32 protein-coding genes, 2 pseudogenes and 1 other annotated feature are annotated in these 24,807 nt (G+C 72.2%); of the genes and pseudogenes, 12 read left to right on the top strand and 22 right to left on the bottom strand.

Annotated features, from left to right (window positions below):
• The first annotated feature begins 58 nt into the window (after nt 1-58).
• Complete coding sequence (locus O3T09_RS08920) at nt 59-520, top strand: DUF805 domain-containing protein (protein WP_098094161.1); 462 nt, start codon at nt 59-61, stop codon at nt 518-520.
• Here the strand turns inward: O3T09_RS08920 and O3T09_RS08915 are convergent.
• Complete coding sequence (locus O3T09_RS08915; protein WP_036341242.1) at nt 502-930, bottom strand: organic hydroperoxide resistance protein; 429 nt, start codon at nt 928-930, stop codon at nt 502-504. The genes O3T09_RS08920 and O3T09_RS08915 overlap by 19 nt on opposite strands.
• A gap of 121 nt (nt 931-1,051) precedes the next feature.
• Between O3T09_RS08915 and O3T09_RS08910 the strand changes: the two genes are divergently transcribed.
• Complete coding sequence (locus O3T09_RS08910; RefSeq protein ID WP_012751108.1) at nt 1,052-1,483, top strand: MarR family winged helix-turn-helix transcriptional regulator; 432 nt, start codon at nt 1,052-1,054, stop codon at nt 1,481-1,483.
• Nucleotides 1,484-1,580: 97 nt separating this feature from the next.
• Here the strand turns inward: O3T09_RS08910 and O3T09_RS08905 are convergent, their stop codons facing one another.
• Together O3T09_RS08905 and O3T09_RS08900 are read right to left on the bottom strand one after the other, a co-directional pair.
• On the bottom strand, nt 1,581-2,414 hold the full coding sequence (locus O3T09_RS08905) for a cytochrome c oxidase assembly protein (RefSeq protein WP_010080013.1): 834 nt from the start codon (nt 2,412-2,414) through the stop codon (nt 1,581-1,583).
• Nucleotides 2,407-2,943, bottom strand: coding sequence for a DUF2243 domain-containing protein (locus O3T09_RS08900; RefSeq protein WP_145950790.1), 537 nt, complete (start codon nt 2,941-2,943; stop codon nt 2,407-2,409). The genes O3T09_RS08905 and O3T09_RS08900 overlap by 8 nt, the downstream gene beginning before the upstream one ends.
• Nucleotides 2,944-3,042: 99 nt before the next feature.
• On the opposite strand from O3T09_RS08900, the gene O3T09_RS08895 reads away from it, so the two are divergent.
• Nucleotides 3,043-3,507, top strand: a complete 465-nt coding sequence (locus tag O3T09_RS08895; protein ID WP_036341256.1) for an NUDIX hydrolase — start codon at nt 3,043-3,045, stop codon at nt 3,505-3,507.
• 31 nt (nt 3,508-3,538) lie between these two features.
• Here O3T09_RS08895 and O3T09_RS08890 read toward each other — a convergent pair whose 3' ends face one another.
• Nucleotides 3,539-4,312 carry a class I SAM-dependent methyltransferase gene (locus tag O3T09_RS08890; protein ID WP_010080016.1) on the bottom strand — a complete coding sequence of 258 codons (774 nt, stop codon included), beginning with the start codon at nt 4,310-4,312 and terminating at the stop codon, nt 3,539-3,541.
• Nucleotides 4,309-4,926, bottom strand: a complete 618-nt coding sequence (locus O3T09_RS08885) for a hypothetical protein (RefSeq protein WP_036341240.1) — start codon at nt 4,924-4,926, stop codon at nt 4,309-4,311. The genes O3T09_RS08890 and O3T09_RS08885 overlap by 4 nt, the downstream gene beginning before the upstream one ends.
• Nucleotides 4,927-4,985: 59 nt before the next feature.
• Between O3T09_RS08885 and O3T09_RS08880 the strand changes: the two genes are divergently transcribed.
• The 3 genes from O3T09_RS08880 (at nt 4,986) to O3T09_RS08870 (ending at nt 6,776) form a co-directional block, all read left to right on the top strand.
• Nucleotides 4,986-5,555 carry an adenylate kinase gene (locus O3T09_RS08880; protein ID WP_049145716.1) on the top strand — a complete coding sequence of 190 codons (570 nt, stop codon included), beginning with the start codon at nt 4,986-4,988 and terminating at the stop codon, nt 5,553-5,555.
• A gap of 124 nt (nt 5,556-5,679) precedes the next feature.
• Nucleotides 5,680-6,120, top strand: a complete 441-nt coding sequence (locus O3T09_RS08875) for a hypothetical protein (protein ID WP_119217719.1) — start codon at nt 5,680-5,682, stop codon at nt 6,118-6,120.
• 140 nt (nt 6,121-6,260) lie between these two features.
• On the top strand, nt 6,261-6,776 hold the full coding sequence (locus tag O3T09_RS08870; protein WP_049145708.1) for a GNAT family N-acetyltransferase: 516 nt from the start codon (nt 6,261-6,263) through the stop codon (nt 6,774-6,776).
• Nucleotides 6,777-6,828: 52 nt separating this feature from the next.
• Here the strand turns inward: O3T09_RS08870 and O3T09_RS08865 are convergent, their stop codons facing one another.
• The 8 genes and pseudogenes from O3T09_RS08865 to O3T09_RS08830 all read right to left on the bottom strand — a co-directional run bounded on the left by O3T09_RS08865 (nt 6,829) and on the right by O3T09_RS08830 (nt 11,452).
• Nucleotides 6,829-7,380 carry a hypothetical protein gene (locus O3T09_RS08865; RefSeq protein WP_227717955.1) on the bottom strand — a complete coding sequence of 184 codons (552 nt, stop codon included), beginning with the start codon at nt 7,378-7,380 and terminating at the stop codon, nt 6,829-6,831.
• Complete coding sequence (locus O3T09_RS08860) at nt 7,377-7,949, bottom strand: DUF2812 domain-containing protein (RefSeq protein WP_167754990.1); 573 nt, start codon at nt 7,947-7,949, stop codon at nt 7,377-7,379. Before O3T09_RS08860 ends, O3T09_RS08865 begins: the two co-directional genes overlap by 4 nt.
• Before the next feature lie 61 nt (nt 7,950-8,010).
• Nucleotides 8,011-8,190: a hypothetical protein gene (locus O3T09_RS08855; protein WP_158184041.1), complete on the bottom strand. Its 180-nt coding sequence runs from the start codon at nt 8,188-8,190 to the stop codon at nt 8,011-8,013.
• Between the two features lie 122 nt (nt 8,191-8,312).
• Nucleotides 8,313-8,474, bottom strand: a complete 162-nt coding sequence (locus O3T09_RS08850) for a hypothetical protein (RefSeq protein WP_153239435.1) — start codon at nt 8,472-8,474, stop codon at nt 8,313-8,315.
• A gap of 286 nt (nt 8,475-8,760) precedes the next feature.
• Nucleotides 8,761-8,895, bottom strand: a pseudogene (locus O3T09_RS08845) (GNAT family N-acetyltransferase); the annotation flags it as partial.
• Nucleotides 8,896-8,942: 47 nt separating this feature from the next.
• Nucleotides 8,943-9,356, bottom strand: coding sequence for a VOC family protein (locus O3T09_RS08840; RefSeq protein WP_159833567.1), 414 nt, complete (start codon nt 9,354-9,356; stop codon nt 8,943-8,945).
• Between the two features lie 45 nt (nt 9,357-9,401).
• A complete protein-coding gene (locus tag O3T09_RS08835) occupies nt 9,402-10,727 on the bottom strand; it encodes an MFS transporter (RefSeq protein WP_269295501.1) in 1,326 nt (441 codons plus the stop codon).
• A complete protein-coding gene (locus O3T09_RS08830) occupies nt 10,724-11,452 on the bottom strand; it encodes a class I SAM-dependent methyltransferase (RefSeq protein WP_049145691.1) in 729 nt (242 codons plus the stop codon). Before O3T09_RS08830 ends, O3T09_RS08835 begins: the two co-directional genes overlap by 4 nt.
• A gap of 296 nt (nt 11,453-11,748) precedes the next feature.
• On the opposite strand from O3T09_RS08830, the gene O3T09_RS08825 reads away from it, so the two are divergent.
• The 4 genes from O3T09_RS08825 to O3T09_RS08810 are packed head-to-tail and all read left to right on the top strand — an operon-like array spanning nt 11,749 to nt 16,481.
• Nucleotides 11,749-13,098, top strand: a complete 1,350-nt coding sequence (locus O3T09_RS08825; RefSeq protein ID WP_036381364.1) for an O-acetylhomoserine aminocarboxypropyltransferase/cysteine synthase family protein — start codon at nt 11,749-11,751, stop codon at nt 13,096-13,098.
• 1 nt (nt 13,099) lies between these two features.
• Nucleotides 13,100-14,410 (top strand): cystathionine gamma-synthase, encoded by a 1,311-nt coding sequence (locus tag O3T09_RS08820; RefSeq protein WP_144860141.1) that lies wholly within the window; start codon nt 13,100-13,102, stop codon nt 14,408-14,410.
• Nucleotides 14,407-15,453 (top strand): DUF1852 domain-containing protein, encoded by a 1,047-nt coding sequence (locus O3T09_RS08815; protein WP_144919323.1) that lies wholly within the window; start codon nt 14,407-14,409, stop codon nt 15,451-15,453. The genes O3T09_RS08820 and O3T09_RS08815 overlap by 4 nt, the downstream gene beginning before the upstream one ends.
• Nucleotides 15,450-16,481 (top strand): methionine synthase, encoded by a 1,032-nt coding sequence (locus O3T09_RS08810; protein ID WP_061867627.1) that lies wholly within the window; start codon nt 15,450-15,452, stop codon nt 16,479-16,481. The genes O3T09_RS08815 and O3T09_RS08810 overlap by 4 nt, the downstream gene beginning before the upstream one ends.
• Nucleotides 16,482-16,496: 15 nt before the next feature.
• Here O3T09_RS08810 and lysE read toward each other — a convergent pair whose 3' ends face one another.
• A complete protein-coding gene (gene lysE, locus O3T09_RS08805) occupies nt 16,497-17,111 on the bottom strand; it encodes an L-lysine exporter (protein ID WP_101963159.1) in 615 nt (204 codons plus the stop codon).
• 71 nt (nt 17,112-17,182) lie between these two features.
• Here lysE and O3T09_RS08800 point away from each other — a divergent pair, with 71 nt between their 5' ends.
• The gene (locus O3T09_RS08800) at nt 17,183-18,058 is read left to right on the top strand and encodes an ArgP/LysG family DNA-binding transcriptional regulator (protein ID WP_036381376.1); all 876 of its coding nucleotides are present in this window, start codon (nt 17,183-17,185) and stop codon (nt 18,056-18,058) included.
• Nucleotides 18,059-18,082: 24 nt separating this feature from the next.
• Here O3T09_RS08800 and O3T09_RS08795 read toward each other — a convergent pair whose 3' ends face one another.
• Entirely contained in the window at nt 18,083-19,153 is a 1,071-nt protein-coding gene (locus O3T09_RS08795; protein ID WP_135101532.1) for a GNAT family N-acetyltransferase, read from the bottom strand.
• Nucleotides 19,154-19,615: 462 nt separating this feature from the next.
• Nucleotides 19,616-20,110 carry a GNAT family N-acetyltransferase gene (locus O3T09_RS08790; protein WP_101966189.1) on the bottom strand — a complete coding sequence of 165 codons (495 nt, stop codon included), beginning with the start codon at nt 20,108-20,110 and terminating at the stop codon, nt 19,616-19,618.
• Between the two features lie 103 nt (nt 20,111-20,213).
• Between O3T09_RS08790 and O3T09_RS08785 the strand changes: the two genes are divergently transcribed.
• The gene (locus O3T09_RS08785; protein ID WP_101966176.1) at nt 20,214-21,461 is read left to right on the top strand and encodes an IS3 family transposase; all 1,248 of its coding nucleotides are present in this window, start codon (nt 20,214-20,216) and stop codon (nt 21,459-21,461) included.
• Nucleotides 20,492-20,621, top strand: a sequence feature (AL1L pseudoknot). Its footprint overlaps the gene before it by 130 nt.
• An 11-nt stretch (nt 21,462-21,472) precedes the next feature.
• Here the strand turns inward: O3T09_RS08785 and O3T09_RS08780 are convergent.
• The 6 genes and pseudogenes from O3T09_RS08780 to O3T09_RS08755 form a co-directional block, all read right to left on the bottom strand.
• Nucleotides 21,473-21,802 (bottom strand): annotated as a pseudogene (locus O3T09_RS08780) (helix-turn-helix domain-containing protein); the annotation flags it as partial.
• Nucleotides 21,803-21,962: 160 nt separating this feature from the next.
• Entirely contained in the window at nt 21,963-22,202 is a 240-nt protein-coding gene (locus O3T09_RS08775; protein WP_101966175.1) for a hypothetical protein, read from the bottom strand.
• Between the two features lie 464 nt (nt 22,203-22,666).
• Nucleotides 22,667-23,083, bottom strand: a complete 417-nt coding sequence (locus O3T09_RS08770; RefSeq protein ID WP_144819257.1) for a hypothetical protein — start codon at nt 23,081-23,083, stop codon at nt 22,667-22,669.
• A 238-nt stretch (nt 23,084-23,321) separates the two neighbouring features.
• Complete coding sequence (locus tag O3T09_RS08765; RefSeq protein WP_020626395.1) at nt 23,322-23,570, bottom strand: HTH domain-containing protein; 249 nt, start codon at nt 23,568-23,570, stop codon at nt 23,322-23,324.
• The gene (locus tag O3T09_RS08760; protein WP_373271570.1) at nt 23,567-23,869 is read right to left on the bottom strand and encodes a primase C-terminal domain-containing protein; all 303 of its coding nucleotides are present in this window, start codon (nt 23,867-23,869) and stop codon (nt 23,567-23,569) included. Before O3T09_RS08760 ends, O3T09_RS08765 begins: the two co-directional genes overlap by 4 nt.
• A gap of 35 nt (nt 23,870-23,904) precedes the next feature.
• Nucleotides 23,905-24,444 carry a VOC family protein gene (locus O3T09_RS08755; RefSeq protein ID WP_101966174.1) on the bottom strand — a complete coding sequence of 180 codons (540 nt, stop codon included), beginning with the start codon at nt 24,442-24,444 and terminating at the stop codon, nt 23,905-23,907.
• Nucleotides 24,445-24,807 lie beyond the last annotated feature (363 nt).

Below are 24,807 nucleotides of genomic sequence, written 5' to 3'. Positions count from 1 at the left end.
ACGTGCGGACACGCGGGAGGGCCTCGACTCGGGCCACCTCATGGGCCAGGATCCGGCCATGACGTTCCTCCGGGCCGTGGGCCGCTTCTACGGACGCTACGCGCAGTTCGGCGGCCGGGCCGGGCGCGCCGAGTTCTGGTGGGTGGTGCTGTACCTGTCCCTCGCGTCCCTCGGCATCACCCTCCTGTTCGGGGCCCTCGGGGCGGACACGACGACGGCCGCCCCCTCCGCCGTCGTGTTCCCCGGCTTCGCGGTCAGCGGTCTCAGCGTCCCCGCCGTCGACTCGATGACCGAGGCCTACCAGGCCTTCTCGGGGGTCTGGGGCCTGCTTCATCTGGTGCCCGCCTGGGCGCTGACGGCCCGGCGCCTGCACGACGCCGGGCTCAGCCGCGCCTGGCTGCTCCTGGCGCTGCTGCCCGTGCTCGGTGCGATCGCCCTGCTGGTGATGGTGCTCCAGCCCTCGGATCCGCGGGTGGCCGCGGAGGCCGCCGCGCCGAGCGGTCAGTCGTCGACGACCTGAACGTCCACGCGGATGTTGCCGCGGGTGGCGTTGGAGTAGGGGCAGACCTGGTGGGCGGCGTCGGCGAGCTGCTGCGCCTCGTCCTGGGGCAGGTCCGGGATGACGACCTCGAGGGTGACGGCCAGGCCGAAGCCCTCGCCGGCCTTGCCGATCGAGACGCGGGCGCCCACGGAGGAGTCGCCGAGCTTCTTCTTGGCCTGGCGGGCGACGCTCTGCAGGGCGGAGTGGAAGCACGCGGCGTAGCCGGCGGCGAAGAGCTGCTCGGGGTTGGCACCGTCGCCGCTGCCGCCCATCTCGGCGGGGATCGCCAGGTCCATGTCGACGCGGCCGTCCGCGGTCCGGACGTGGCCGTTGCGGCCGCCGCCCGTGGCGATGGCCTCGGTGGTGTAGAGGGGCTCGATCTCGATCACGGTGTGCTCCTTGACGGTGTCTGGCCCGGGGTGCCGGGGGCCGCTCGACGGCGGCCACGGTCCAAAGTAGTCCGCGATCAGGTTGTGTGCAATCCAGTTGTCTGCGGGGTAGGTTGTCCGGGTGGACGTCACCCCCCTCGACCTCGACCGCCAGCTGTGCTTCTCCCTCTACCGCGCCAGCCGGGCGGTGACCCGCGCCTACCGGCCCCTGCTCGAGGAGCTGGGCCTCACCTACCCCCAGTACCTCGTGATGCTGGTGCTCTGGCAGGAGGACGGGCCGGTGGGCGTGAACGACATCGGCGCGCGCCTGGGACTCGACAGCGGCACCCTCACCCCGCTGCTGCGCCGCCTCGACCACGCCGGCCTGGTCACCCGTGCCCGCAGCGCCGACGACGAGCGGCGTCGCCTCATCTCCCTCGCCCCCGCCGGCCGGGACCTGCGCGAGGCCGCCGCCGACATCCCCGCACGCATGGCCGACCTCTACCCCGGGCCGGCCGGACAGCGGGAGGAGCTCAAGGCCTTCCTGGACGAGCTGGCCGCGGGACTCGACTGAGCCGGGGCGCGGGCGGGGGCGCAGGATCCCCGCGACCGCCTGCTGTGCTCAGGACCGCGTCATGAGGACGCGGTCCTGAGCACATCGAGCGGTCTTCTCAGGACGCCGCCCGGGCCACCACACCGCCCCGCCCCGACCGCACCGGCGCGGTGCGGCGGTACCAGTCCAGGCAGAAGACGGCGATCAGCACGAGGTCGATCCAGTCGCCGCCGTAGTACATGAGCTGGGCGCCGGCCTGGGCCTCCGCCACGCCCACGCCCGCCGGCGGATGCGCGTAGACGTGCTTGGAGAGGATCGCGTGCAGCGCGAGGAACGCCACGAGCACACCTGCCCGCAGCGGGTGTCCGTGCGGGTGCGGTGCCGGGTCCACCTGCAGGATCGCGGCGGTGAACACCCACCCGGCCAGCAGCACGTGCACGTGCACCAGCAGATGCCCCACCGCGGAGGCATGCATCCAGGCGTGCAGGGGTGTGGTGTAGAGCAGCCACAGCCCGCCGATGTTCAGCAGCCCCGCCACCACCGGGTGCGAGACCACCCGCACGTACGGCGTGGACAGCACCCGGGACAGCCGCCGCGCCCACGCCACGGGCAGGCCCCGCAGGGCCACGGTCACCGGCGCGGACAGCACCAGCAGCAGCGGGGCGAGCATGCCCAGCAGCAGGTGCCCCCACATGTGGGCCGTGAAGTCGTGGTGGCCGAGCACCCCCAGCGGTCCCACCGCCACGACGCCGGCCACCACCCCCGCGGCCGCGCTCAGGGTGCGCGCGTCGGACCAGGCGCGGCCCCGGCGTCGTCCGGCGCGGACCAGCGCCGCATAGGCGACCAGGAACAGCAGGAGTCCGCCGCCGATGACGACGCCGGCCAGCGGGAACGGGGCGCTCGCCGCCTGGGCGCCGAGCTCCGCCCCGATCCCGCCGGGGTGCTCATGCACGGGCGGCCGCCCGGCGGGAGCCGCGCCGCCACGCCAGGGTGCCGATCATGAGGAAGGCGATCGCAATGGCCATCCACACGAGGTCGTACACGAGGATGTCGTCCACGGGCGCGTACGGGCCGGTGCCCTGCAGCTCCGTGGGGATGACCTCGTACCGGATCTGGTGGATCCTCATGAGCTTGTGCTGGACGGTGCCGTCCCACGCCTGGAACGCGCCCGCGCCGATCAGCACCGCCGGCCACCACCGGCCGACGCCGGGGCCGCCGCGGCGTCGCACGTCCGCGAAGAGGAACAGCCCGGCCACGGCGGCGAACCAGCCGAAGGCGTGGAAGAGTCCGTCGGAGACCAGGCCGACGGCCGCGGTGGACAGGTCGTAGAAGTGGTGCCAGTGCAGGAGCTGGTGCAGGACGACCTCGTCGACGAAGGCGGCCACGCCCACCCCGAAGAGGATCCCGGACAGCAGCAGGCGGCGGTGGAGGTCGGGGGCGGGGCGGCCGACGGGCCGAGCCGTGACGGAGGGGGAGGCCATGGCGCCCACGCTAGCGGCAGTTCCCAGCGAATGCCCAGGTCACGGGCGTCATCCACGCACCGGCCGCAGTGGCGGTCCCGTGAGGCGATGATGGTGCCCATGGCCGCCCACTCCTTCGCCCTCGTGCCCTCCTCCTACGTCCTCTTGCTGCGGGGACGGGAGGTGCTGCTGCAGCGCCGGCATCACACCGGGTACATGGACGGGTTCTGGGTGGCGGGCGCCGCCGGGCACGTGGAGCCGGGGGAGGCGGCCCGGCAGGGGGCGGTCCGGGAGACGGCGGAGGAGCTCGGCGTCGAGATCGAGCCTGCTGCCCTCGAGCTGCTGACCGTCATGCAGCGCACGGACGGCACGGACACCCCGCGCGAGCAGCGCGTGGACTGGTTCTGGGCCTGCCGGTCCTGGGCGGGTGAGCCGCGGATCTGCGAGCCCGGCAAGGCCCCCCACCTGGAGTGGTTCCCCCTGGATTCGTTGCCGAGCCCGATTCCGGACTACGAGCGGCTCGTGCTGGAGGGCCTGCGCGACGGCGACCTCACCCCGGACACGGCGGTCGGGTTCGGGGGCTGAGGGGCATAGGGGCTCGCCGTCCACCGCCCGGTCAGTCCCGCACCGCCTCCACCACCATGAGCGGGTGCTCGGCGGGGTCGAAGGCCGTGCGGTGCCAGTCTCCGGAGAGCCGTTCCACCCGCAGCCCCGCTGCGGCCAGGTCCGCGCGCACCTGCTCCGCGGAGCGGAACTGCAGGTGCTGGTCCACCTCGGACACCTCCCCGGAGTCGAGGAACTCGGTGCGCACGCGCATCGTCACCACCCCGTGCCGGTCCGGGGCGGAGGTGCGCTCCGACTCGAGGACCCGCCCGGCCGGCATCGTGCGCTCCGTGGGGTCCTGCTGCCAGCCCTCCCACGCGCGCCGGACGGGGTTGCGCGTCTCGAAGACCAGGCGGCCGCCGGGCACGAGCCCCGCACCGATGCGCCGCAGCGACGCGTGCCAGTCGTCGTCGACCAGGTGCATGGCCACGTTGCCGCTCATCACCACCAGGTCGGCGGAGTCCGGCGCGATCAGCCCCGCATCCCCGTGTCGCCACTCGACGCCGTCCCCGCCCGGGCGCGCGCGGGCCGCCGCGAGCATGGCCTCGGCCGGGTCGATCCCGACAACGTCCCGCCCCGGGCCCGCGAGCGTCACCGTCAGGATGCCGGTGCCGCAGCCGAGGTCGACGATGCGGGTGCTGGCCCGCGCGGCCGAGACCTCGTCCGCGACCCGGCGGAAGAACGCGTGGTCCTCGCCCGCGGGGTTGTCCACGTCGTAGATCGCGGCGAGGCGGGCGTCGTCGTAGGTGCGCCGGTTGGCCTCGGCGCGGGAGGGGGCGTCGGTCATGCGCGCAGTCTGTCACCCGGGGCGGGCGCCCCCTGCCGCAGGGCCTGCCCCGCCACGATCAGCAGCATCGCCGCGCCGGCCGCCGCGGCCCCGGCCGGTCCCGCGGCGGGCACGCGGAGCATCGCCGCCAGGGCGCCGACCAGGCCCAGGACCAGCATCGACCCGCCGATCCACCGGAACACCGGCGCGCCGAACGCGCGCGCGAACGGCAGGAAGTGCGCGCCCACCACGGCCGCCACCAGGGCGATCTGCGCCGTCGGCGCGTCTGCGGCCCGGGCCACCAGACGGGTCACCGGGAACAGCAGCAGCATCACGACGACGGCGGCCCCGTACACCCGCAGCGCCCCGGGCGCCGGGGGCGGCAGGGCGGGCAGGGTCCGGCGGCGGAGCAGGACCGCCGCGAGGGCGAAGACGGCGAGGGCGACCGCCGCACTGCGGAGCATGCTCTGAGCGTCGCCGGGCAACCCGGCGATCCCGGCGAGCAGGAAGGCCATGCCGCCGACCACCCCGATCAGCCCGCCGAAGACCACCGGATGACCCGCCCGGCTGATCCCGCGGACGCGCTGGCCGTCCACGATCTGCCTGTGAGCGTTGCCTGTGTGCACCTGTGTCATCGTTTCCCTCCTGCTGTGTGCGACCGGGGCCATCGTGTCACGGCCGTTAGCCTCCTCCCATGCCCTCCGCCTCGATCGACCACGTGCGGCAGGCCCGCCGCGTCCTGTTCCACGGGGTCACGGGGGCCGGGAAGTCCACCGCGGCCGTGCGGCTCGGCGCTGTGCTCGGCCTGCCGGTCACCCTCGTGGACGAGGAGTTCGGCTGGCTGCCGGGCTGGGTCCCGCGGCCGGAGGCCGAGCAGACCGCCCTGGCGGACTCGGTCACGGCGGGGGAGGCCTGGGTGCTGGACTCCGCCTACGGCTTCTACCGGCCGATGGTCATGAAGCGGACCGACGTCGTCATCGCCCTGGACTACTCGCGGGCCCGGACCTTCACGCGCCTGGTGCGGCGCACGATCCGCCGGGTGGTGGGGCAGGGGGAGATGTGCAACGGCAACCGCGAGTCCTGGCGTCGGGTGCTCGGGGAGGAGTCGATCCTGCGCTGGCACGCCGCCACGTTCGACCGCAAGCGGGCATGGGCCCGGGAGCGGGAGGCCGCGGCGGAGGGGGCGCCGGTGCTGCGCCTGAGCACGCCGCGGCAGTGGGAGTGGGTGCTGGCCCGGCTGGAGGGCAGGCGGCAGGCTCCCTGAAGCACGCTGCTCCTCCGGACCTCACGTCGTGCTCAGGACCGCGTCCTCAGGACACGGTCCTGAGCAGAAGGGGAGGTCCTGCGGCCGCCTCGCCCTTCGTCCCGCGCTCTGACAGGGTGGGGCCATGGACGGGATGGAGCGGGAGAAGGTCTGGCACGTGCGGATCGCCGTCGCGGCGGCGCTCGTGGGATGCGCCGGCGTCGTGTCCGGACTGCGGCACGAGCTGGGGCTGGGATGGGCGGTCGGGCTGCTGACGGCGTGCATCCTGGGCGTGGCCCTCGCCCTGCGCGACGTGCACCACCGGGTGGACCAGGAGGAGGCGGGGCGTCAGGTGTTCTACGCCGGCCGGGGGAGTACGGCGTGGTTCGCGGTGGTGATGGTGGGGGTCGCGATCGTGCCGGGCATGGTGATCCCCCTGCTCGCGGACGGGGCCGCCACGGCGCTGGGTGTGGGACTCTTCGCCGCCGTGCTGACCGCGGCGGCACACGGCGTGCTCGCGGCCACCACCACCGGGGAGCCGCAGCCCGAGCCGGTCCCGGTGCCGTTGCGCCGCGAGGACGGCTGAGAATCCGCTGCGGAAGTGACCCTTCTGAGGGCGGTGGCGGTCGCCAGAAGGGTCAGTTCCGCAGTGGATTCGGCGACGCCGGAGCACTCAGGAGCACGTCGGGCGCCGGGCGTCGGACGCTCCCGTGGCACCATCGGCTCATGCCCGAGCGCCCCGCCCCCACGCCGCCCGCCGCCACACCCGGCCCCGCCCCTGCCGTCCATGCCGCGGGCTTCGACGAGCTCGACCGGACGACGGCCTACCGCCTCTGGCAGCTGCGGTCGCTGGTGTTCGTCGTCGAGCAGGACTGCCCCTACCTGGACCTGGACGGCCGCGACCTCGAGCCGGCCACCGTCCACCTGTGGGTCGAGGACGAGGCGGGCACGCCCGTCGCCACGCTGCGGCTGCTGGACGACGGCGACGTCGCCCGCATCGGCCGCGTCGTCACCCACCCCGACGCGCGGGGCCGGGCCCTGGCCGGGGCGCTGCTGGACGAGGCGGTCGCCCGGATCGGCGGGCGGCCGAGCGTGCTGGACGCCCAGGCCCACCTGGCGCACTGGTACGCCCGCTGGGGCTACGCGCCGGACGGGCCGGAGTTCCTCGAGGACGGCATCCCGCACGTGCCGATGCGGCGGGCGGGGGCGGGTGCGACGGACGGGCGTCGCGCGCACACCTGAGAATCGACTGCGGAAGTGACCCTTCTGGGGGTGTCAGCGGGCGTCAGAGGGGTCACTTCTGCAGTCGATTCCGGACGTCGCCGCCCGACGTCGCCTGGGTCACCGTCGCCTGCAGCTCCGCGGCGGTCTCTGGATCCGGGGTCACCACAGTGAACCGCTGTCCGTCGTGGGTGGTGAGGACCAGCCCGGCGGGGCCGCCGAGGTCCAGCCGCACGCCGCGGCGGGAGCGGGCCCGCCCCGTCACTGGCCAGTTGATGTAGGCGCCGCCCGGCCCGACGTCGTCCTGGACCTCCACCGTGGCCAGTGAGTCCAGGGGCAGCTCGCGGGAGTACAGCGGGGCCCGGAGGCGGAGTACGCCGGCGGCGGGGTCCGCCGCGAGCTCGATGCGGGCGCGCAGGAACGCCACCTGGCTCAGCCACACGACCAGCCCGAGGCTCACCGCGGCGATCACGAGGATGCCCGCCGACCGTAGGGCCGGATCCAGCACGAGCAAGAGGACCAAGGGGAGCGCCGTGACGAACACCAACGCCCACCCCAGCACCGCGTAGCCGGGCGGCGGCTCGACGACGGCGGTGCGCGCCGCCTCGGCCGGCGCGGTGGTCATCGGCGCCGGTCCGGGTCCGACGGGGGCTTCAGCCCGAACCGGACGATGTGGAACGCCAGACCCAGCAGCAAGAGCCCCCAGCCGATGAGTCCTCGCCATTCGAGGTCCGTGAAGGAGAGGACGTAGAGGCCCGCGACGGTGGCGAGCACCGCCGCAAGAGGCCAGTCGGCGGCCGCCATCGCCAGCACCACCAGGAGCACGGCGGCGATCGTCACTGCGGTGTACCGCAGGAACAGGGCGCGGTTGCCGAGCGCCTCCTCGAGTCGTGACTCCGTGCCGGTGTGGACGGGGGTGGTACCGGGGGCGGCCTTGAGGAGGCGGATGTGGCCGTAGGTGAGCGCGGGCGTCCAGCCGGCGGCCCGGAAGAGATCGAAGTGGTGGTCGTCGGGGTCGGTCTCGTAGGACATGTCGAAGACGACGTCCTCGGGCTCGGCGTCCTCGAAGCGCCAGCCGTGGGCGGCCAGGGAGAACCCGGTCAGCCGCTGGCCGCGGCGGGCCGTGTCTTCGAACCTCGCGAGGTCCTTCTCCGGGGTGAAGGCCGGCCCACTGCTCATGCGTGTGGTGCTCATGTCGTCTCCATGATCTGGTCGGCCATCGCCAGGATTCCGCGCCGGCGCTCGATGTCGCTCATCAGGACGCCGCGTCCCCGGGGGTGAGGCGATGGACGCGTCGGGCGTCGTCGCCGTCGAACTCCTCGATGAACCCGGCATCCCTGAGCTTCTTCAACGTGGTGTGGAGATGCGGATCATCGGGGTCCCGCCACTCCCCGAGAATCATTGAGGGATATATCTCTGAGTGACACTCAGTCATCGACTGCCGGTGGGTGCAAGGGGATGGGGCATCGGATGCCGACCTTGACGCCCCCCCCGGGCGCGACGACGCCCCGGATGCGCGCGGCACCCGGGGCGTCGTCGGTGGGACGAGGTGGTCGGTCAGTGGCCGTAGCCGCCCTCGTCGTTCTCCTCGGTCTCCTTCTCGGACTGCTCGGCCTTGGCCGCGAGGCCGTCGACCTCGGCGGGCGCCTGCTGCGCGGCCTGGTCCTGGTCGCCGGGGGCGTCGGAGTTCTTCGTCTCGGGGATCTGCTGATCAGCCATGGGTGCCCTCCTCAGGCGTGGTGGGAGGGGCGCCGGGTGAGCGCCCCCTGCCCGACGGCGCCCGGGGTGGGGTGGGCCGACGTCGTCGCAAGTCAACCAAGGGTCAGGCCGACACGCCCACCCCTGGCCCTCCTGCCGGAGGCCCCCGGGTCAGTCCTTGCCGGGCAGCAGGTCGCGGGCGGTCTCGGCGGCGCGCTGGAGCAGGGAGTCGTCCCCGCCGCCGGCCCAGGAGGGGTCGTGGGGCATCGGGCCCATCGGATCGGCCGCGTCCGGGTCGGGTCCACCGCTGCACCTCGTTGCGCGACTTGGCTCGCGGGTAGTAGCGCATGACCTCCGCGTCTCCGAGGAGCCGGCACATGTCGTCGAGGTCAGCGTCGGTCATGCACCGGAACGTGAGTCGATCGGTGGGTTGCGGGATCACCCGACGACCTTACCGACGGCACTGAGCCGTGCCGCGGTCTGCCGCGCTCACCCCACGAAGACGCAGAAGGGGTGGCCGGCCGGGTCCGCGAACACGTACAGGGGCTCGTCCTCGTCGTCGGAGCGGTCCTGGACGAGGCGCCCGCCCAGGCGCAGGGCGTGGCCGTGGGCCGCGTCGAGGGAATCGCGGTCCGGCACGGTGAAATCCAGGTGCAGCTGCATCGGCACCTCGGGTGACGGCCACGTGCTGGGCTTCAGTTCCTCGGTGCGCTGGAATGTCAGGACGCGGCGGCCGTCGTCGTCCAGCAGCACGAGCCAGTCCGCGCTGTCCGGCTCGCGGCCGTCCGCGAGCTCGTCGCCCGCGCGGTAGTGGAGGCCGAGGAGCTCGCGGTAGAACTCCGCGACGGAACGGATGTCGACGGCGTCGACGACCGGCTGCTGGAGCACGGGGCGGCTGACCATGGCCACACATTAAGCGACCTCGGCGTCCGCGTCAGCGTCTCGGCCTCAGTCGACGTCGTCGCGCCCCGCATCCACCCACCGCGCGGCCGGCACGACGGCGGCCAGCGAGACCACCGCCAGGACCTGCCACCCCGCGAGCGCCCAGCCGACCCCGAGCGTCGCCCCGAGCGCACCTCCCGCGAGGGTCGCCAGCGGCACGGAGCCCCGGGTGAGGGTGCGGCGCATCGCGGTGACCCGCCCGAGCGTGCCCTCGGGGCAGGCGCGGGCGGTCACGGCGGCCTGGGTGATGTTCCCGAGCAGGACCATGAACCCCCAGAGGGCGGCGCCGGCCAGCAGCCACGGCCCGGCATGAGCGCGGTCGACGTAGGCCAGCAGGTGCAGCCCCACGGCCACGGCGCAGCCGACCGAGCCGAGGAGGATGCACCGGCGCTCGCCCAGGCGGTCGATGGCCCGGCCCGCCAGGGACGAGGCCGCCAGTGCCCCGACCGCGCCCGCGGTGATCTGGATGCCCAGGAACTCCGGCCCGAGCCGCAGGTCGGTCAGGATCCAGACCGCCTCGACCGGGGCGAAGAGGGCCATGCCCACGTTGGCGGCCACCGACCCCATCGTCAGCAGCCACAGGACCGGGGTGCGCCGCAGGACCGTCCACCCCTCCGCGGCGTCCTTCCCGAACCGGGCCCAGCGGGAGAGGACGTCCGCGACGCCGGGGTCCCCGTCGTCGTCCGGGACGTCCACCGCGGCGGAGGGCTGCAGCCGTACCCGGAGCGCGACGATCGCCGCCGCGAAGAGGAACGCCGTCGCGGTGCCGAGCACGGGTCCCGCGCCCAGCGACCCGACGAGGACGCCCGCCGCGGCGGGCACGATCAACACGAGGGCGGCGTCGGCGGACTCGAGCCGCGCCGTCAGGCGGGCGACGGCGGTGGCCGGCACGACGCGCGGCACGAGCGCGGTCTGGGTGGTCTCGGCCAGCACCGTGAGCACGCCCAGCAGGGCCATGACAGCGGCGAGGTGACCGAACGTGAGCGCGTCGAACGCCCACGCCACGACGAGCGAGCCGAGCACCGCCGCCTTGGCGAGGCCGGTGGCCGCGAGCAGCCGCGGGCTGAGGTGTCGGTCCACCACGATGCCGATGGGCACGCCGAGCAGGAGGAATCCCAACCCGGAGAGCGTCATCAGCACGCCCATGCCGTCGGCGCCCACGCCGAGCAGGAGCACCGCCAGGACGTCCAGGGCGACGTCCGTGGCGGACCGGCCACCCGCGTCGAGGGCGTTGGAGGCGACCAGCCACCGCGCCCGTCCTTCCGGCGGCGGGGGCGTCTCAGCGTCAGGGGTGCGGGGGGCAGGCGTCTGACGACGCGGGTCCGTGCTCACCGCCACACGTGGAGCAGGTAGCCGTAGCTCAGCGACGTCGCTGCGGGGTGCTCGGCGAGCCACGCGTCGGCGACCCCTCGCTCGAACTCCAGCCGCAGGACGGCCTCGAGGTCGGCGCGGGAGTCGAAGGTCCACGAGCTCATGACCTCACGGGTCTCCGCCCCGACGCCGGCCCACCACTCGCGCGCGTACGTGTCCTGGCCCTGCGCCGCCGCGTTCGTGCTCGCCCGCAGCAGCTCGGCGAACTGGCCGCGCTCGGTGTCGTTGTCGATCACCACGAGCGCGCCGCCGGGCCGCAGCACCCGGGTGACCTCGTCCAGGCCGGGTCGGACGTCCCAGCGCGGGTGCGGGAAGAAGTACGCGAACCGGGCATGCACGACGTCGACGCTCGCCTCCGGCAGCGGGATCTGCTCGGCCGAGCCGTACAGCACGCGCGCCCCGCCGGGGCGGGCGCGGGCGGCCCCCAGCAGGCGCACGTCCGGCTCGACGGCGATCGTCTCGGCCGCGTCGGCGTAGCGGGGCAGCCAGAAGCCGGTGCCCGCACCGAGGTCGAGCAACGTCCGCCCGGCCCAAGGCGCCGCCTCCTGCAGCGCCGCCCAGAGGGCGCCCTCACGGTCCATGGCCGCGTTCTCTATCTCGTACAGCGCCGGGTCCACGCCCTGGTTGCCCGAGGGGCGGAAGTCGGGCAGGCCCGTGGCCGGTCCGCCCGGTGTGCTCTGCGTCATGCCCGGGAGTCTGACACACCCCCCCTCCACGCCAGTCCGTCACACGGGTCCGCCACGGCCCGCCGCGCCCCGGAGAGGCTCCGGCTGGTCTCGCATGGCGCGGTGGCGGCTCATATGACGCGCGAGCCGGTCGCCCGCTGGACTCGCGGCGGCCCACCGCGTGGGATGGGCTCACCACCCATCCAGAGCGGCTGAGAGATCTGGCTCGACGACGCCGCAGCAACCCGCCCGCCGGACCCGGACCCCCCGGGAACGGCAGGCCCGGTGCTACCGCCAGGACCGATGGAGGAGAGCAGATGCCCCGTCACGCCACACAGCAAGTCCATGCCGGCTACGAGCCCGCCGCGCCCCACCGGCCAGTCGTCCCGCCCATCCACCAGACCACGGCGTTCCGTTTCCCGGACCACGCCACGGCGGCATCGATGTTCCGGCTCGAGACCCCCGGCTTCACCTACAGCCGCACGGGCAACCCGACCGTCGCCGTGTTCGAGAACCGCCTCGCCGCACTGGAGGGCGGCATCGGCGCGATCGCCACGGCCACCGGCCAGGCCGCCGTCGCGCTGTCCCTGCTGGCGCTGCTGCAGGGCGGCAAGCACCTGGTCGCCTCCAGCCAGCTCTACGGGGGCACCGTGGACCTGCTGACGGACACGTTCGCGGACTTCGGCATCGAGGTCACCTTCGCGGACCCGGCGGACCCGCCCGCGTGGGCGGCCGCGGTCCGGCCCGACACGCGCGCGTTCTTCCTCGAGGCCATCACCAACCCGCTCGCCACCCTCCCGGACCTGCCGGCGCTCGCGGACCTCGCCCACGCGGCCGGTGTGCCCGTGGTGGTGGACAGCACCCTCGCGACGCCGGCCCTCTACCGGCCGCTGGAGCACGGCGCCGACGTCGTCGTGCACTCGGCCACCAAGTTCCTCGGCGGGCACGGCGCGGTGCTCGGCGGCGCGATCGTGGACGGCGGCACGTTCGACTACGGCGCGGCGCCGGACCGGTGGCCGCAGCTGGCCCGGCCCAAGGCCCGCTACGGCGGGCAGACGCTGGTCGAGCGGCACGGCCGTGGCGCCTACCTGACGCTGGCCCGCAGCAAGTTCCTGCACGACCTCGGCCCCACCCTCGCCCCCGCGAGCGCGGCGCAGTTCATCCAGGGGCTCGAGACGCTCGACCTGCGCGTGGCCCGCCACACCGCCACCGCGCTGGCCGTGGCCCAACACCTGGCCGGGCACCCCGCGGTCGCGCGGGTGCACCACCCCGGTGTGGCCGGGCATCCCAGCGCGGCGCTGGCCGCCCGCGACTTCCCGGACGGCGTCGGCTCGGTGTTCTCCTTCGACCTGGCCTGCGGCCCCGAGGCCGTGGCCCCGTTCCTCGACGCGCTCGAGCTGTTCCAGCTGGTGGTCAACGTCGGTGACGCCCGGTCCCTCGTCTCCCACCCGGCGACCATGACGCACTGCCGCCTGACGCGGCAGCAGCGCGAGGCCGCCGGGATCGCCGAGACCACCGTCCGGCTCTCCATCGGGCTGGAGTGTCCCGACGACCTGATCGCGGACCTGGACCGTGCCCTGGCCGCGGTGTCCGCCGCCGGGCCGGCCGTCCCCGCCGCCACGCCCGCCGTCCCCGAGACCGCCGCCGTCACCCAGGAGGTGCGCTGAGATGACCGCCGTCCACCACACCACCCGCTCCGTGTCCCGCCCCGCCGTCCGCGGCTTCACCACCACCGCCGTGCACGCCGGCCAGGAGCCCGATCCGCTGACCGGCGCCGTGGTGCCGCCGATCTACCAGACCAGCACCTTCGTGCAGGACGGCATCAACGTGCTGCGCGCTGGGCATGAGTACAGCCGGGGCTCCAACCCGACCCGGAACGGCTTCGAGACCCAGCTCGCCGCCCTCGAGCACGGCGACCGGGCGTTCGCGTTCGCCTCCGGGCTCGCCGCCGAGGACGCCCTCCTGCGGGCCGTGCTGCGCCCCGGCGACCACATCGTGCTGGGCGGCGACGGCTACGGCGGCACCCACCGCCTCATCACCACCGTCCTCGAGCCGTGGGGCGTGTCCAACACCCCCGTGGACATCACCGACCCGACGGCGGTCGCCGCGGCCGTCCGTCCCGGCCGCACCGCGCTGCTGTGGGTGGAGACGCCCTCCAACCCGCTGCTCGGCATCGCGGACCTGGCCGCCTGGGCGCAGATCGCCCACGACGCCGGTGCGCTGCTGGTCGTGGACAACACGTTCGCCTCGCCCTATCTCCAGCGGCCCCTCGACCTCGGCGCGGACGTCGTGGTGCACTCCACCACCAAGTACATCGGCGGGCACTCGGACGTGCTCGGCGGCGCCGTGGTGGTGGCCGACCGCGAGTTCCGCGGCCGGGCGCTGGCCGAGGCAGTGGCCTACCAGCAGTTCGCCGCCGGTGCGGTCGCCGGCCCGCAGGACTCCTACCTCGCCGCCCGCGGCCTCAAGACGCTCGGCCTGCGCATGGACCGGCACGGCGCCAACGCCGCCGCGCTCGCGGGCTGGCTGCAGGGCCGCCCCGAGGTCGCCCAGGTCTTCTACCCCGGGCTGCCCGACCACCCGGGCCACGAGCTCGCCGCGCGGCAGATGGACGGCTTCGGCGGCATCGTCTCCATCCGGCTGGCCGGGGGAGAGGCCGCGGCCCGCGCCTTCGCCGAGGCCACCGAGCTGTTCGCGCTCTCGGTCAGCCTCGGCGGGGTCGAATCGCTGCTCTGCTACTCCTCCGAGATGACCCACGCCTCCGTGCGGGGCACGCCCCTGGCCGTCCCCACGGACCTGGTCCGGCTCTCCGTCGGCATCGAGGACGTGGCTGACCTGCAGGCGGACCTCGAGGCCGGCCTCGAGTGCGCCGCACGCGTCGCCGCCGGCCGCGGGGTGCCGTCGTCGTCCACGGTGCCCCGTCCCGCCACCGCCCACCACCGCACCATCCGCGCCCGCACCCCGGAGAGGACCCGATGAGCCACGCCACCCTTGTCCCGAGCACCGCGCCCACCCGCGTGGACGACCTGACGTTCAGCATCCACACCACGCCGTTCGACGAGGACTACACGCCCGCCGCCAGCACGCGCGCCACCACGAACTTCGCGAACCTCGCCCGCGGCGCGGACCGGCGGGAGAACCTGCGCGCCGCCCTGGCCATGATCGACGGGCGCCTCAACGACCTCGCCCCCTGGGACAACCCGGAGCGGGACCGCTACACGGCGCGGATCGAGATCGTCTCGATCGACGTGCACTTCACCGCCGACGACGGCGCGGACGTCGACTTCCCGCTCATGGAGATGCTCGACGTGCGGGTGGTCGAGCGTGCGACGGGCGCCGTGCTCGGCCGCAGTGTGGGGAACAACTTCTCCTCCTACGTCCGCGACCACGACTTCTCCGTGGTGCTGCCCGCGCACGCGGCGACGTCGCCGGGGACCGAGGAGCCCGACGGCTTCGGCGACCTGCACGGGCGGCTGTTCCGGCACCTGCTCGACTCGCAGGCGTACCGGGAGCGGTTCCCGCAGCCGCCCGTGATCTGCATCAGCGTGTCCACGAGCCGCACCTACCGGCGGCTGACGAACGAGCACCCGGTGCTCGGGGTCGAGTACCGCCAGGACGAGCCCTCCCGCACGGACCGCTACTTCGGCCGGATGGGCCTGGGGATCCGGTGCTTCCTGCCGCGCGGGGCCGTGGCGCCGCTGGCGTTCTACTCGCGGGGCGACCTGCTCAACGACCACGCGAACCTCTCCCTGGCCGGGCTGATCGCCACCATGGAGACCTTCCAGCGGATCTACCGGCCGGAGATCTACAACGCGAACGCCGGGGCCGGCGAGGTCTACCGGCCGCGCCTGGACCACGGCGACTTCTCGCAGACCCGGATCGCCTACGACCGCGAGGAGCGGGCCCGCCTCGGCCGGGAGCAGGGGGAGTACACGCAGGAGCACTTCGTGGGCCCGCACCGCGACCTGCTGGAGCGCTGGGCCGCCGCCCACGCCGCACGAGACACCGAGGAGACCCGATGACCACCCTGATCCCCACCGCCCTCGTCGGCAGCCTGCCGAAGCCCGGCTGGCTCGCCGAGGAGGAGACGCTCTGGTCGCCCTGGAAGCTCGAGGGGGAGCAGCTGCGCGAGGGCAAGCTCGACGCGCTCGCCCTCGCCGTGGCCGATCAGGAGCGTGCGGGCATCGACATCGTCTGCGACGGCGAGCAGACCCGCCAGCACTTCGTCACCACGTTCATCGAGCACCTCGGCGGTGTGGACTTTGACCGGCGGGAGACGGTGCGGATCCGCGACCGGTACGACGCGAGTGTGCCGACCGTCGTCGGGGAGGTGGGCCGGCCGGCGCCGGTGTTCGTGGACGACGCGAAGGCTCTGCGCGCCCGGACGGACCGGCCCATCAAGTGGACCCTGCCCGGGCCGATGACCATGATCGACACCCTCGCCGACCGCCACTACGGCAGCCGCGAGAAGCTCGCGTGGGAGTTCGCGCGCATCCTCAACGAGGAGGCGCGGGAGCTGGCGACGGTGGGCGTCGACGTCGTGCAGTTCGACGAGCCCGCGTTCAACGTGTTCTTCGACGACGTCCGCGACTGGGGCGTGGCGACGCTCGAACGTGCGGCCGAGGGCCTGACGTGTGAGACGGCCGTGCACATCTGTTACGGCTACGGGATCAAGGCGAACAACGACTGGAAGGCCACGCTCGGGGAGGAGTGGCGCCAGTACGAGACGTCGTTCCCGCTGTTGCGCGAGTCCACGATCGACACGATCGCCCTGGAGCGGCACCACTCCCGGGTGCCGGCGGAGCTCATCGGCCTGCTGCGCGGCAAGAAGGTGATGGTCGGCGCGATCGACGTGGCGAGCGACGAGATCGAGACGCCCGAGGAGGTCGCGGCGACCCTCCGGGAGACCCTCGAGTTCGTGGACGCGGACAAGCTGATCGCGAGCACCAACTGCGGCATGGCGCCGCTGGCTCGCTCCGTGGCGCGGGACAAGACCGCCGCGCTCGTGGCCGGCGCGCGGATCCTCCGGGAGGAGCTGGGCGGGGAGTGAGGGGGCGGTGTCGGCTCACCCCCACACGCCGGACCCGGCGATGAGCCGGACCGCGAGCACCGCCATGACCACCGCGATCACCACGTCCACCACGCGCCACGCCTTCGGGTCGGCGAGCACCCGGGCCAACAGGCGCGCACCGTAGCCCAGCCCGGTGAACCACAGCACCGAGGCGGCGACGGCGCCGGCGGCGAAGACCCACCGCGCGTCGGGACCGTGCTGGTTGGCGAGGCTGCCCAGCAGCACCACGGTGTCCAGGTAGACGTGCGGGTTGAGCCAGGTCAGCGCGAGCGTGGTGGCGATGACCGAACCCGCGGTGCGCGGCGCCTGCTCGGCGACGAGCCCCTGCGGGCGCAGGGCGGCACGCAGGGAGGAGACCGCGAACCAGAGCAGGTACAGGGCGCCGCCCCAGCGCAGCACCTCGAGCAGCCACGGCACGGCCTGCACGAGCGCGCCCACCCCGGCGGTTCCGGCCAGGATCAGCACGGCGTCCGAGGCCATGCACACCAGCACGACGGCGCCCACATGCTCCCGGCGCACGCCCTGGCGGAGCACGAAGGCGTTCTGGGCGCCGATGGCGACGATGAGGGCGAGCCCGGTGAGCAGGCCGGTGCCGGCGAGGGTCCACATGGGTGAGGACGCTAGAGCCCGGCCGGGCCTGAGCCAAACGAAGAGAACTGCAGGTGCCTCAGCTCTGCTTCATGAACCTGGATCAGCTGCAGGCGCTGCGTGCGATCGCCGACGAGGGCTCGTTCGAAGCGGCCGCGTACGAGCTCGGCGTCAGCGCCTCCGCGGTCAGCCAGCGCATCCGCGCCCTGGAGCGGGAGGTGGGCCAGGTGCTGCTCCGGCGCGGCACACCCTGCGAGCCGACCGAGGCCGGCGTCGGCCTGGTGCGCGTGGCCCGGCACATGCGGGTGCTCGAACAGGAGGCGTGGGCCGGGCTGGGCCGCACGGCGGCCGGGCGCAGCGTCACCTCCCTGGCCGTGCCCGCCGACGTGCTGGGCACGTGGTTCGGGCCCGTCCTGGCCGAGGCCGCCGACTGGGACGACACGGTCCTGGACCTGCACGTCGAGGACCAGGACCACAGCGCCCGGCTGCTGCGCCGGGGCGAGGTGCTGGCCGCCGTCACCACGGAGCCGCAGCCGGTGCAGGGGTGTGCGGCGGAGCCGCTGGGGAGCATGCGCTACGTCCCGCTCGCCTCGCCCGCCCTGCTCGCCCGGCACGCGGCGGGCGACGTCGTCGACCTCGGCGCGATGCCCATGATGCGCTACAACGCGAAGGACGACCTGCAGCGCCTCGCGCTGAGCGGCGCCGGGCTGGACGTCGCCCCGCCCACGCACCTGGCGCCGTCGTTCGACGGGTTCCACCGGTCCGTCCGGGCCGGCCTGGGGTGGGGGATGCTCGTGGACGCCCAGGCCGTCGAGGACGTGCGCGCCGGCCGGCTGGTCCGCGTGCCCGGGCTCGACGACGTCCTCGTGCCCCTGTACTGGCAGGCGGCCACACTGCCCGTGACGCGCCTGGTGCGGCTCACGCGGGCGGTGCGGGAGGCGGCCCAGCGGACGCTCGAGCGGGGGTGAGGCGGCGCCGCGGGTCGCGGGCCGTCAGCGACGTCGCAGCGGTGCCGGCGCTTCCATGGACGCCTCGGCCAGCACGGGCCGGAAGCCCAGCGCCTCGTTGACGTCGAGCATGTGCCGGTTCTCCTCGGCGTTCCACGTGATGATCGCGCGGGCCCCGGGCAGCGCGTCGCGCACGGCGATGAGGTTCGCCGCCTTCACGCGCATGCCGAGGCGGTGGCCGCGGTGCTCGGGCAGCACGATGGTGTCCCACTGGTCGATGAGCCCGTCCGGGCGCGAGCGGGGCGCCACCAGCTCGCTCAGGGCGACGATCCGACCGGTGGCGCGGTGCCGCGCCACCGCGCGGAAGAGGCGCCCGGTCGTGAGGATCTGCTCGTCCATGCGACGCACGCGGGCCGCGTCCCACACCTGCTCCACCACGGTGCGTTCCCCGGAGGGCACGTCCGTGGCCATGCGGGCCTTGAGGACGGCAAGGTCGTCCTGCAGGGACGCGTCGGCCGCGCCCTCCCAGGCGTGGAGCTCGTAGTCCGACGAGACGCGTTCGGCCTCGGCCAGGGCGACGGCGGGGTCGATCCCCGGATCGGCGAAGTCATACCGGCTCACCCGCTCGATCTGGACGAGCGCGAAGCCGTAGGACTGGGCGAGACGCACACCCGGATGCTCGGCGGACACCGCGCCGGCGCCGTTGGGCGGGGTGAGCGTCCGTTTCCCGGCCACCGGCCGCGGCGTCAGCGGCCAGGTCTCGAAACGGGTGAGGCCGGCGGTGTCCTGGACGAGCCGCTCGGCCAGTACGCGGCCGTGGCCGCGTCCGCGGTGCCGCGGGTGGACGTAGACGTTGAGGGCGGCCGCGTCAGGGTCGTCGACGTGGTTGATCAGGACGCGGGCGTAGCCGACCGCCTCGCCGTCGATGTACGCCAGGTAGCGGCGCTGCGTGTGGTCGGTCTCGGCGGCGGCCTGGATGAGCGCGTCCGTGGGGGTCTCGTCCCACTCGGTCGTGCCGATCAGCTCGTGGTTGTACTCGTCTCCGAGGCGGCAGTAGGCCCGCCAGTGGGGGTCGTCCGACGAGGCGGGCAGGGGGAATTCGATGATGTCAGGCATGCGGTGACTGCTTTCTGAAGAAAGGGGTGGGCGCAGAGGCACCCGTCGAGCCGTGCTCGAGACGGGCGCGCCGGGAGGCCGGTGGTGGGTCGTCGGGCCCACGGGGTCACTGCTGCTGCATCATGGGGTGAACTGTGTCACGACGCGGATCGGTGGGCAAGGGCCTTTGCTGTCGAGATGCAGGCAAAGTTCCCCACGACGCGCGGGGAACTCTTCGCATATCGGGCGGGATCCGGCCGGGGTGACACTGGGTGTCCAGGTGGGCGCCCCCGCGGGTCCCGGGGATCGCCCGAAACGTACGGGCGGCTGCCGCTCTGGCGGGTTGGTTGTGGCGGGCCGTGCGGCGGGCTGACAGGGCCCGAGGTGGCGCACATGGCACATGGCGGGCTCCCTGGTCACAAACGACCGTTTGGGTCTGAAGCCGCAGATGAGCCAAGACGTGGGACGTGGGAGAGGTGCCGGTCATCCCCTGGTGGTCACTGGACCTTCCCATCGGACTTCGCCGTCCACGACTTCGTCGGTCGGACTCATTCCGATACGGCGCGCGACCGCGGCGGACGCCCCATGGTCGGGGTGGATATGAGCGATGACCTGTTTCACGCCCATCTCCGCAAGTTCAGCCAGCAGGAGAGCGGCGGCTGCTGAGGCGTAACCATTGCGCTGCCACGGTGCTCCCATGACCCAGGCGATTTCGGCGGGTTGGCCTGAGACCGGGATGGTGGCCTGGACGTAGCCGAGTGCTTTCCCGGAGGTCTCGAACACCACCAGGTGATTGATCCAGGTCTCGGTCCTGTCAGTTGAGTGGCCCCGACTCTGAACGGTGTATTGGCCGGTGAGCCCTTCCACGGTCGGCGGTTTGCCCCCGGTGTACTGGTAGAGGGCCGGGTCGGCGAGGACCCTGGTCATCTCGGGTGCGTCATCAGGGGACAGTGGTCGCAGGCGAATCCGTTCGGTCATAGGGGCAAGCAGAGCCCGGCGGTTTAGAGATGTCAACCAGCTCGTCGGTGCTGAATCGCCCCGGGTCTGGTGGAGGCTCTGATCCAACGGAAGGATGCAGAGCATGCCCGCACCACGGAAGTACCCCGACGAGCTCCGCGAACGCGCCACGCGGATGACGCTGGAAGCCCGGCAAGACCCCGCCACGAGGACCGGAGCGTTCCGCCGTGTGGGAGAACAGCTCGGGATCAATCCCGAGACGCTGCGCAACTGGGTCCGCCAAGCCGAGATCGACCACGGCCACCGCCCCGGAAGCACGACCAGCGAAGCCGCCCGGGTGGCCGAGCTGGAGAAGGAGAACCGTGAACTACGGCGGGCGAACGCGATCCTGCGCTCGGCGTCGGCTTTCTTCGCGGCGGATGCTCGACCGCCCACAGCGCTGATCGTGGACTACATCGACGAACACAAGCACGAGTTCGGTGTCGAGCCGATCTGCGCCACGCTGTCCGCGGCAGGCACACAGATCGCACCGAGCACGTATTACGCGGCCAAGACGCGCCCTCCTTCAGTGCGCAGCCTGCGCGATGAGCAGGTGCTCGTGGAAATCCGGCGGGTGCATGAGGCCAACTACGGGGTCTACGGGGCCCGGAAGGTCCACGCGCAACTGCGGAGGGAGGGCCTGCAGGTGGCCAGGTGCACGGTGGAGCGGCTCATGCGAGCCGCAGGCCTGCGCGGGATCAGCCGCGCGAAGGGACCGAGGACCACGGTCCCAGGCCGCGGCCCGGATGAGCGTCAAGACCTGGTGCAGCGAGACTTCACCGCGGCGGCTCCGAACCAGCTGTGGGTCGCTGACATCACCTACTGCCGCACTTTCAGCGGATGGGTGTACGCCGCGTTCATCATCGACGTGTTCTCCCGACGGGTGCTGGGTTGGCAGCTGTCGAAGTCGCTGCGCACGGACCTGGCCCTGGACGCCCTCGAGATGGCGTTCTGGACGCGTCAGCGTGCAGGCCACGACGTGGCCGGGCTACGGCATCACAGCGATAAAGGAGTCCAGTACGTCGCCGTGCGATACACCCAGCGGCTCGCCCAGGCCGGCGCAGTCGCCTCAGTCGGCACGACGGGGGACTCGTATGACAATGCCCTCGCGGAGGCGTTCAACTCGCTGTTCAAGGCGGAGCTGATCCGGAACAAGGGGCCATTCAAGTCCATCGAGGACCTGGAGATCGCGGTCGCGGAGTACATCGACTGGTTCAACCATCGTCGTGCGCACGGCGAGATCAGGCTGGTCCCTCCGGTCGAGTTCGAGGACGTCTACCATCATGAGAATCCCGTGCCGGCGCCTGCCGGGGCGGCACTTACGAGCCTCTAACAAACCCGGGGCGATTCAGTGCGCACCGCGCACCGGTAGCCGCGGGACTCAGCGAGCTCGTGAGCGATCCGGCGGGCAGTCCACTTGTGCTCCCGCCGCCAGGACTCGATGAGCTCGACAACCCAAGCTGGCACCCGCGTCGGCCGGTGCGCCGGGGCGCTGGAGGCGTCCTCCAGGCCGGCCGGGCCGTGGGCGTGGTAGCGACCGACCCACTTCGACAGCGTGGTCCGGGAGATCCGGAACTCGCCTGCAACGTGAGAGACCGGACGGCCACGGTGGAGGACCTCCTCTACGGCGCGACGACGTCCTTCGGGGGTCAGCGGGGCGTTACGGTGGGTCACGAACGGGCTCCTGATTGCGCGACGGTTGCTTAGACACCACCCATCGTGACAGCGGGGGCCCGTTCCTTCATGCCCACCCCGGTGTCAAGAACGTCATGACCCACAACACCTAGTCAGGCCGGGATTCGTTGCACTGTGCTGGGGGTGCAGGCGCAGGGGGTCAAGCGTCGGCGGAGGCGTCCGTTTTGGGGGCCTGGGGGGTGTCCGGGGTGCGCGGCGGGTCGTTCTTGTGGATCGCGTAATGAACGGCGCGTGTGCTGACGCCTTCGCGCTCGGCAATGGCGCGCATGGTCATGTCTTCGGTGCGCATGGCGCGGATACGTTCATGGAGCGCGGCGACCTTGACGAAGTACTTCTCGCAGGGCTGGGCAACCGTGCGCCGGAGCGGTCCGGGGTGCACCCCGGACCGCTCCACGAGGACGCGGGAGGGCCATTTGGGATTGGCTGGAGCTGGGTAGTCCGTGCCAGTGTGAAAAGTAGTTCAATTCTTCATAAGAAGTGAACTAATCACAGGAGGGGGTGGGGTCACAAAGCTAGAAGCGAGGCTCTCAATCAAAGCGACTATAATATTCGTCATTCTGATTTTTCTTCTAGCTTCTTTTCGAGCTTATTCTTCTTCCTGTTTAGGCGCCACCAAGAAACTGACCCCTTGAGCTGGAGGGCTCCAAGTTCGTCGAGGGATGGGAGCCCCTTGTCAGACAGCCTTTTGGAGACCTCTGTCTTGTCTGCTCCTTGCATCGTTGCAATGAGTGCGTGCGCTTCCTTGACTGGAGCGGATGCTAGAGGGTGGGTGGAGAGTTTCGCGTTGACTGCCCTTAGCTCCTCTTCAAGGGCTGAGCGGGAAATGCCTCGGAGTGGCATAGGTCACTTTCCCCTCAGGCAGGCAAGCGCAGCCCGTCCTCCTGCGGCGAGAAGCGCCTCAGGGGTCCCCCGAACCATGATCTGGGTGATCTGAGGCCCATTGAGACCGATTCCCATGAGGCACCTATAGACAGCCCAGGGCAACGCCTGCGTTTCGGCTACTTCCGGGCCGGTCTTCTTTTCCTCGATTAGAAGATCAGAGAAGTAATCATCCCACTCGCTGGATGTGCTTCCTTGATTCTCGAAGTCGCCGGGAAGCGAGGCGGCGGCTGCGTACCCGTCTGTTGCTTGAGGGGTGAAGGCGGGCTGGGCCGCCCAGGCGGTAGCCCCGAAGTTGCTGATGGTGAGGGCTCCTACGAGGGAAAACGCGGCCCCGGACTGGGCTAGACGAGAGAGGCGCGGTCGATGCTTGTCGGGCACGAGAGTCTCCTTCGAGTGGATGTGACGCGCCCCACCATACTGTGCGTTCTCTATGCACCGCTATTGCTCTCTGATCCCTCTCGCTCAAGAGGACCTCTTCCTGGGCGATGCTGATGGCCGGTTGGCGTTCATCGCGGCCCTTAGGAGCTCGCACTTTGGAGTAGAGCACGTTTCCGTGTCAGAGCCTTCTGATGTCGCTGGTCCTCCGTTGAGACGCTGAGGGGCTTTCTTGCTAGTCTCAGTCGTCCTTGTGGATCGCGTAGTGCACCGTCCCGACGGTGACGCCTTCCTTGGCGGCAATGGCGCGCATGGAGAGCCCTTCCGCGCGCAGGGCGCGGATGCGTTCATGGCGCGCGGCGGCGTCCGCCAAGTAGTCCGCGCGTTCCTGGGCGACGGTGCGGCGGATGGTGCGCGGCGAGACTCCGAATCGCTCGGCTAGTTCGCGGGCGGTCTGCTTGCGCTTGGCGCGTGTAGGTGTGCTGGTCATGCGTCCTCTCCCACGATCAAACGGGCACGCTCCTCAACGGCGTTGCGTCGCTTCGCTCCGCTCTGGCGGCCTCTGAAGGCTTGGAGCGTGGACAGGGACGCCTGCTGGACGGTGCGGGCGTCTGTCCAGCCGTAGAAGCGCGTGGTGACCCATCGGTGAATGCTGGCGGCGATGTCGCGGGCCTCATTGGCCGGGAGTGGCTCGGAGAAGGCGGCGTTGAGCTCGTGCACGTGGGCGAGCACGGCGGCGTAGTAGTCGCGGCTGTCTTCGGCGGTGGCGTGCTCGTGGCGCTGGCGAATGCGTTTGGCCTCGCAGGTCCGCGGCGTCGGGCTTCTCAGGCATGCACCTCATTGTCCTGCCTGACGGCGTCGGGGGCGGTGATCCCCATGGCCTCGAGGTTCTGTGCCGTGGCGCTGGCCGGATCGAAGGGCTTGGTGGCCGTGAAGACCACGCGTGCCTTCTCGGGGGCGATCACTTCAAGGTCACGCGAACCCCAGGGCGTGTCCACGGGCTCGCCGACTGCGCCGACACCTGCGGCGCGGCACCGTTGCTCGAGGTCATCGATCTGATCCAGCAGACACGCGAAGCTGACGCTCATGGCCGGCGCCTCCTGCTCCAGGGTGACGGGGGTCGGCACCAGCAGGACGTCCTGGAAGGCCCAGCGGCGCAGGTGGACCAGCTGACCGGGCACGCTGAACAGCTCGAAGAAGTCGAGCCCTTGCGTCCAGAAGTCCACCGAGGCGGTCAGGTCTGATGTGGGGATCGTCACGAACGAGGGCATCCGGTAGATCCCCTCGAACCGCTCCGGGGCGGTGGCCTCAGGGCCGGGGGCGAGGACAGGGCTCATCTCGACTGCGTTGTAGTAGTTGCTCATGCGCCTCAGCCTGGGCCCTCACGTGAGGTGAGGGTCAAGTGGGGTCATAGGGCCACCTGGAGCGCCGGCTCTAGCCGCCAGTGCGGGAGAAGGGTCGCACCCCCCTCCCGCCGAACGGCTCGGAGGCCCGCTCCCGTTCGTGTCCAGTCGGGTATACCCCTTTACACGCCCTGCCCTGTGGCTTCGTTCGCTTGGTGGCGGGGTTTTTGCAGCGCTCCGTGGCGGTCTTGTTGCCGCGATCACGCAGGACTGGCTGCAGGTAGGTGTCGCGGTCTGAACCGAGAGGGGTGCGCCCGGTCGGGGCCGTTTGGATCGCTGCCGCTACGTCAGAGTCCGAAGGCTCCGCCGCTGACGAGGATCACG

This window comes from Micrococcus sp. H39-S4 (assembly GCF_027158145.1).
GTDB lineage: Bacteria > Actinomycetota > Actinomycetes > Actinomycetales > Micrococcaceae > Micrococcus > Micrococcus luteus.
The sequence above is the reverse complement of the archived record's forward strand: the minus strand, read 5'-3'. Positions and strand labels throughout refer to the sequence as shown.